The sequence below is a fragment of the Vibrio sp. SG41-7 genome, assembly GCF_014164465.1.
In the GTDB taxonomy this organism is placed as follows: Bacteria; Pseudomonadota; Gammaproteobacteria; order Enterobacterales; family Vibrionaceae; genus Vibrio; species Vibrio splendidus.
Genome location: NZ_JACJFF010000192.1, coordinates 1 through 5,479 on the forward strand (window position 1 = coordinate 1; position 5,479 = coordinate 5,479).

Below are 5,479 nucleotides of genomic sequence, written 5' to 3' on the forward strand. Positions count from 1 at the left end.
ACGCGATGATAAAAGCGTTGAACAAGCTTACTGGGTTAGGTATGCCTGAAACTTGTCGTATTGACTAAGAAATACGCGAAACGGGGTGGCTCTATCTCTAAATTTAATTACGCAACAAAGCCCATTAGTGCCGTTCCTGCCTCCAGGTAACGCCAGCGGATGCATTGTGTTTTCTTCACGAACGATTCCCTGAACATACAGCAGAGCTAAAATGTGTCGCAGAGCACTAGTGTCGTATGTTAGAACTGTGAGAGTACTCGCTTTCTATCAGATGCAGCGGCAGATTAATTTAGTCACAATATTGAACAGTCGTTAGCTTACAATCATTTTGGTTGGTAGTATTAATCACAATTCAACAGAGCGCTTGGCCGTAATGTGATTTAAACAAAACAGATAGGATATTTTATGGACAATGAGCAATTAGAGTATGCAGGTTTTTGGGTGCGATTAGGAGCTGCGTTGATTGATACCTTCCTGTTCTTACTGGTGACTATGCCTTTATTATATTGGGTATATGGTGATTACTATTTTGATTCAGATGAGTTCATCTTAGGCGGCTGGGATGTATTATTAAATTGGGTATTACCTTTTATCGCAACTGTTATATTTTGGGTTTATCGATCTGGTACTCCAGGCAAAATTGCTTTGAAGCTTCAAGTTGTGAATGCGGAGACTGGACAGGCGCTTTCTACGGGCAAATCAATTTTAAGGTACCTTGCGTATTACCTAAGTATTCTTCCACTGTGTTTTGGCTTTGTTTGGATTGCGTTTAGCGGAAAGAAACAAGGTTGGCATGATTTAATTGCCAATACAGTCGTTGTTAGACCTACAAATAAAGGTATTGACCCCGTACAGTTTGGAAAGCGAGCTTGAGAATAATTCCAACTGACAGATAACACGTGAATCGTTATCTGTCTATTCATCTGCGATTCGCTTACGTCGTAATCCTGATGGCTTTGCGCGACTGCGGTGACTTATTTATTCGTTGGAAAAGTGAGGATAGAACAATGATTTCATGGATAATAATGGTGTTTGCAACTATTGGAGCAATGGTCGTTAGTGTAATCAGTGGCTTCTTCCTTTTTGATGAGTTTATTGGTTTATGGCCTGAGCCTGTTGTTGGCTTTATTACAGCATTCCTCGTTGTTGCTACTGCCTATATCACTGCACCTAAATATCCAGTGATAATATCTGGGGTTGTATTGCTTCTCGGTTCTTTTGTATCTTGGAAATACCTTTCCATTGCTTCATACCCTGAATGGCATGAGTTAGCCTATCAACAGACTTATATACCATTATTTACAACACTTTTAGGTGGTGTAATAGGTGCATTGGTTATTATTTGTTACGGTCAATTGATTTTGGATAATTGCCTAACAAAACGATGAAATACAAATTTGTAACCAAGTAAATTGTTGCCTAAAAAGCACTCCAGCCGACAGTCAGTGGATGTATTTTCTGTCGTCAAATATCCATAAAAATTATGCTGATGGTTTTATGATTGCGGTTCCTTAGATTTGGGTTAATTCTCAACTTCTAGCTAATTATGTATTGCTCTATAATGGTCTCGTATTAAATGAGAAGAAGATAATGATGAACAATAATAGAGAAATCATTACATACCTACGCGAGAGTATTCCGGCGTTTGAATGCGTTAAGGGCTGCCATGATTGTTGTGGGCCAGTAACGACTTCCTCGGAAGAAATGTCGCGTCTACCAGTGAAATCTGACGCTGAACATGAAGCTGCCTTAGACGAATATAACTGTGTGTATTTAGGCCCCAATGGCTGTGAGGTATATGAAGAGCGACCATTAATTTGTCGGTTGTTTGGTACAACACCTCGTATGCCATGCCCAAATGGGTGTCGTCCGGTAGAGATGGTCAATTCAAAAATTGAACGTCAGGTGCATTACTTCATCAGAAATACTCGTCAGGTTTTAGTGTAGTTGGCTCAATAGCCAACAGAGCAAGCCACAATCACATAAGCATTAAAGATAGCCCCACCTATAGCATTTTTAGTTTCGCACTTACGGTGGCTTTGTTTGGAAATAGTGCTGTTAACGGCGATTTAATAAAGCGCTAATCGATAGATATTAAATACGAAGGTCGATCATGAAAGGTAAAATCATCGAATGGAATGATGACAAAGGATACGGTTTCATTTCCTCTCTAGGAGGTGAGCTTAAAGTATTTATTCATGCATCGTCGGTTAAGAATTCAAGACGCCGCCCCGCGTTACATGACAACGTGATGTTTGAAGTAAAGGAAGATAGTAAAGGCCGACTTAATGCCCGAAATGTTGTGATTGAAGGGGCAAATGGCTTTCCATTTACAGTATTGTTTGGTTTTAGCTTTTTGGTAGCGGCAAGCACGTCGATAGTTGTTTTTGATGGGTTATTGATACTCATCCCCGCATATTTAGTTTTGAGTCTATTTACTTACCTGATGTTTTCTTGGGATAAGCAAGCAGCCCAAAACGGGAACTGGAGGACGTCAGAGAAAACCCTTCACTTGCTTTCATTATTCGGAGGGTGGCCTGGTGCGTTATTGGCGCAATTCCAGTTACGGCATAAGTCGAGTAAGCAGCCCTTCAAGTTTGTTCTATGGGTTACCATCATACTAAATATTTGTGGTTTTATATGGTTACTTACAGGCGCTGAAGTCAGTTTTATAAGCAGCATTCTGAGTAGACTTTAACTCGCGTTTAACTGTTTCCAAGCGAGCTAGTAGGGTTGGATATATCTAGGTAAGTGAGCAATAAGGTCATTTACGCGTGTTCAGTGAGAATCCCGCGATTAAGCTTTATCAAGCAAAAGGTTTTACTAAGTTGTCTGAAGTGAAAGGGCTTGTTGAAATGGAGCTGCTTTTAGGATCATCATTGAGAGGGTGTCATGGATAACCGTATACGATTAAATTTTGTTAAATATACATTGCTTGAGTTCGTACTTGCTGCGTTCTTATTAGTGTCTATTTATTGGCTATTTGGTGATAACCCTCAATCACTGCCAACTATTGGGTTGATGTTCAGTGCTGTTGCGGTATTAAAAGTCGTCACGTTATGGTGGCAGTTCCGCAATCGCTCTTTTGAAATATCGAACAACCATGTCTGTTTCGATGGTCACGCTTGCGATATCAAGTTACAGGGAAATATTCTTCCTTTTGGGATCGGGTCAGTTATCAAGCTTTCCTACACAAAAGGTGCGATGCAAAAACGCAATATTTACCTTCCGAAAGGGGCAATGAACCAAGATGAATGGCAGCGTGTATTAGCTTGTCGTGCATAGTTTGGCTGTTTTAAGTGGTGTTGTGTCCCAGTCCGTATTTCGGATTTGGTTCGTGTGCTAGTATCGCTTTTTTTGCATCGAGCTAATCCATGACCAACGACCATTTCAAAGGCAAATATGAGGTTGAGCTGAAGTATCGACTTAGCTCTAAGTCTGAGTTCTTGAAAACGTTGAACCTAATACCTCATGAAGTAATGCTGCAAGACAATCAGGAATGTGATTGGTATTTCGATAGCTCTGATAGAAGCTTACAGGCTCAGAACAAAAGCTTGTGTATTCGTACTATGGAGCCGTCGGGCATCAAACTATGGATCGTAAAAGGCCCAGAGTCTGATCGATGTGAAGCGACAAACATCACTGATGCGTCGAATGCGAAGAGTATGCTAGAGAACCTGGGTTACGAAGTGATTCTTAAAGCGCAGAAAACTCGCAGTATTTATTTTGTTGGAGAGTTCCATATCACGGTCGATTCTCTTGCGGGTATTGGTGATTTTGCCGAATTTGCTATCATGACGGACGATGAGTCTAAGTTGTCTGTGTATAAAAGTGAGCTTGAGTTGTTAGCCAGTAAGTTCGGGTTGACTCAATCGGCACTACAAACTCAGTCTTATAAACAGATGTTCGAGGAAATGAACGCATAGTACAGCGCTTAAGCGTCAGGGAGAGTTATGGACACCATTATCAAACAAGCCATCGAGTTGCGAAAAGAAGAAAAGTATCAAGAGTCGCGTGACTTACTGGCAGCGCTACTCACTGATGAAAACTATGCGGCGAAAGCTCATTTACAGATTGCGTGGTCTTACGACAACCAAGGCAAAGAGCAACAGGCGATTGATCACTATGTGCAGTCTCTGTCTGGCGTGCTTTCTTCAGTAGAGCGTTTTGATGCACTGTTCGGCTTGGCGAGTACTTATCGAAGCCTTGGCCTTTATGCAGAGGCTTTAGGCTATTTCGAACAGACTATGGCTGAGTATCCTGACTCGATAGAAGTGAAACCTTTCTACGCAATGTGTTTGTACAATTTAGGTCGCCATAAAGAGGCGACATCGCTGTTACTTGAGCTTTTAGTTTCCACCACGAATAGCGAAGCGATCAAAGAGTACCAACGAGCGATCTCTTTATATGCTCAAGACTTAGATAAAACCTGGTAAACAGCCGCGTATAAAGCTCATCTGTTTGCTTAAATACGATGAGCTTAGCTTTGTGTTGCCTTCTTAGGACGAAACTTTCTGCCGTCCATGATATTCAAAGACATCAGTGTTAGGTTGGTCGCGCCTGCTATCAGTTCTAAAACCTGAACGCCATAAAACACTGAGTCGAACTCTCCTAAACTTGCCCACTGATTTAAAAAGTAAGCGGCCGGAATCAAAATAACGATCCCGTTGAACGCGATAATTGGCATGCGTTTACTCTTACGCTCAACTATTTTCCCTTTTCGTTGTTTTGCCATAGCTGCGCCGGTCGCACCAGTGATAGCAATGGCTGGGACAAGAATAAACAAGCCAGGAAAAACGATCATCGACTTGACTAGCTTCACTGATTCCAAAGTACCAAACAGTTCTACAAGCAATGTGCTGGTAAAGAATGTCGCGACACACAGTGTTGCTGTTAATGCCGCTGTTTTGTGGATTATTGGTTTCATATCATTTGCGCCTTTAATTTGGTAATATGTTGTCAATTTGGTTTAAGTCTAATTTAATGACAGCATGTTGTCAAAGTGAGTATTATGGATACGAATGGAGAAGTTTTCACAAAGATCGCACTAGAGATCTTTAAGGTCAGTGGTCTATTGAATGCTGAGGGTGACAAATTAACCGAAGAGTTAGGGTTAAGCAGTGCCAGATGGAAGGTGATGGGTGCGATCGAAAAGTCCGATGATCTGGTCACGGTTTCTCAAATTGCTCGTATTATGGGGCAAAGCAGACAAGCGACTCAGCGTGTTACGGACATCATGGTGAAAGATGGCCTGCTAACTTGGCTTGATAACCCGAATCACAAAAAAGCAAAGTTGGTTAACATGACTGAAAAGGGCAAGGAAGCGTATTCGCTATTAGATAAAAAACAGGAAGTATGGGCTGAAAGTGGCGCTGAAGGCATTGAAAGAGACGAGCTTGATAAGGCGCTAATCACTTTGAAGAAGATGGCTACCTTCTTAGATAAATAGATAAATAGATAAATAGATAAATAGATAAAT

The 5,479-nt window shown here is 41.3% G+C and carries 9 protein-coding genes and 1 pseudogene; 9 read left to right on the forward strand and 1 reads right to left on the reverse strand.

The features are described 5' to 3' along the window. Positions 1-405: 405 nt before the first annotated feature. The 8 genes and pseudogenes from H5300_RS25185 (at position 406) to H5300_RS25215 (ending at position 4,436) form a co-directional block, all read left to right on the forward strand. Positions 406-873 (forward strand): RDD family protein, encoded by a 468-nt coding sequence (locus H5300_RS25185; RefSeq protein ID WP_108086489.1) that lies wholly within the window; start codon positions 406-408, stop codon positions 871-873. A gap of 134 nt (positions 874-1,007) precedes the next feature. Next, on the forward strand, positions 1,008-1,388 hold the full coding sequence (locus H5300_RS25190) for a hypothetical protein (protein ID WP_157936322.1): 381 nt from the start codon (positions 1,008-1,010) through the stop codon (positions 1,386-1,388). Positions 1,389-1,593: 205 nt separating this feature from the next. Further along, a complete protein-coding gene (locus tag H5300_RS25195; protein ID WP_080583154.1) occupies positions 1,594-1,947 on the forward strand; it encodes a YkgJ family cysteine cluster protein in 354 nt (117 codons plus the stop codon). A 166-nt stretch (positions 1,948-2,113) separates the two neighbouring features. Next, positions 2,114-2,698, forward strand: coding sequence for a DUF1294 domain-containing protein (locus H5300_RS25200; protein ID WP_182797202.1), 585 nt, complete (start codon positions 2,114-2,116; stop codon positions 2,696-2,698). 70 nt (positions 2,699-2,768) lie between these two features. Next, positions 2,769-2,900, forward strand: a pseudogene (locus H5300_RS28160) (GNAT family N-acetyltransferase); the annotation flags it as partial. Next, positions 2,893-3,285 (forward strand): hypothetical protein, encoded by a 393-nt coding sequence (locus H5300_RS25205; protein ID WP_061025820.1) that lies wholly within the window; start codon positions 2,893-2,895, stop codon positions 3,283-3,285. The pseudogene H5300_RS28160 and the gene H5300_RS25205, both read left to right, overlap by 8 nt. A gap of 89 nt (positions 3,286-3,374) precedes the next feature. Further along, positions 3,375-3,926, forward strand: coding sequence for a class IV adenylate cyclase (gene cyaB, locus H5300_RS25210; RefSeq protein ID WP_108111461.1), 552 nt, complete (start codon positions 3,375-3,377; stop codon positions 3,924-3,926). 27 nt (positions 3,927-3,953) lie between these two features. After that, positions 3,954-4,436, forward strand: coding sequence for a tetratricopeptide repeat protein (locus H5300_RS25215; RefSeq protein WP_061025817.1), 483 nt, complete (start codon positions 3,954-3,956; stop codon positions 4,434-4,436). 44 nt (positions 4,437-4,480) lie between these two features. On the opposite strand, the gene H5300_RS25220 is transcribed toward H5300_RS25215, so the two are convergent. Then, the gene (locus tag H5300_RS25220; RefSeq protein WP_102453794.1) at positions 4,481-4,927 is read right to left on the reverse strand and encodes a hypothetical protein; all 447 of its coding nucleotides are present in this window, start codon (positions 4,925-4,927) and stop codon (positions 4,481-4,483) included. 84 nt (positions 4,928-5,011) lie between these two features. Between H5300_RS25220 and H5300_RS25225 the strand changes: the two genes are divergently transcribed. Beyond that, positions 5,012-5,449 (forward strand): MarR family winged helix-turn-helix transcriptional regulator, encoded by a 438-nt coding sequence (locus H5300_RS25225; protein WP_017072718.1) that lies wholly within the window; start codon positions 5,012-5,014, stop codon positions 5,447-5,449. Positions 5,450-5,479: the final 30 nt, after the last annotated feature.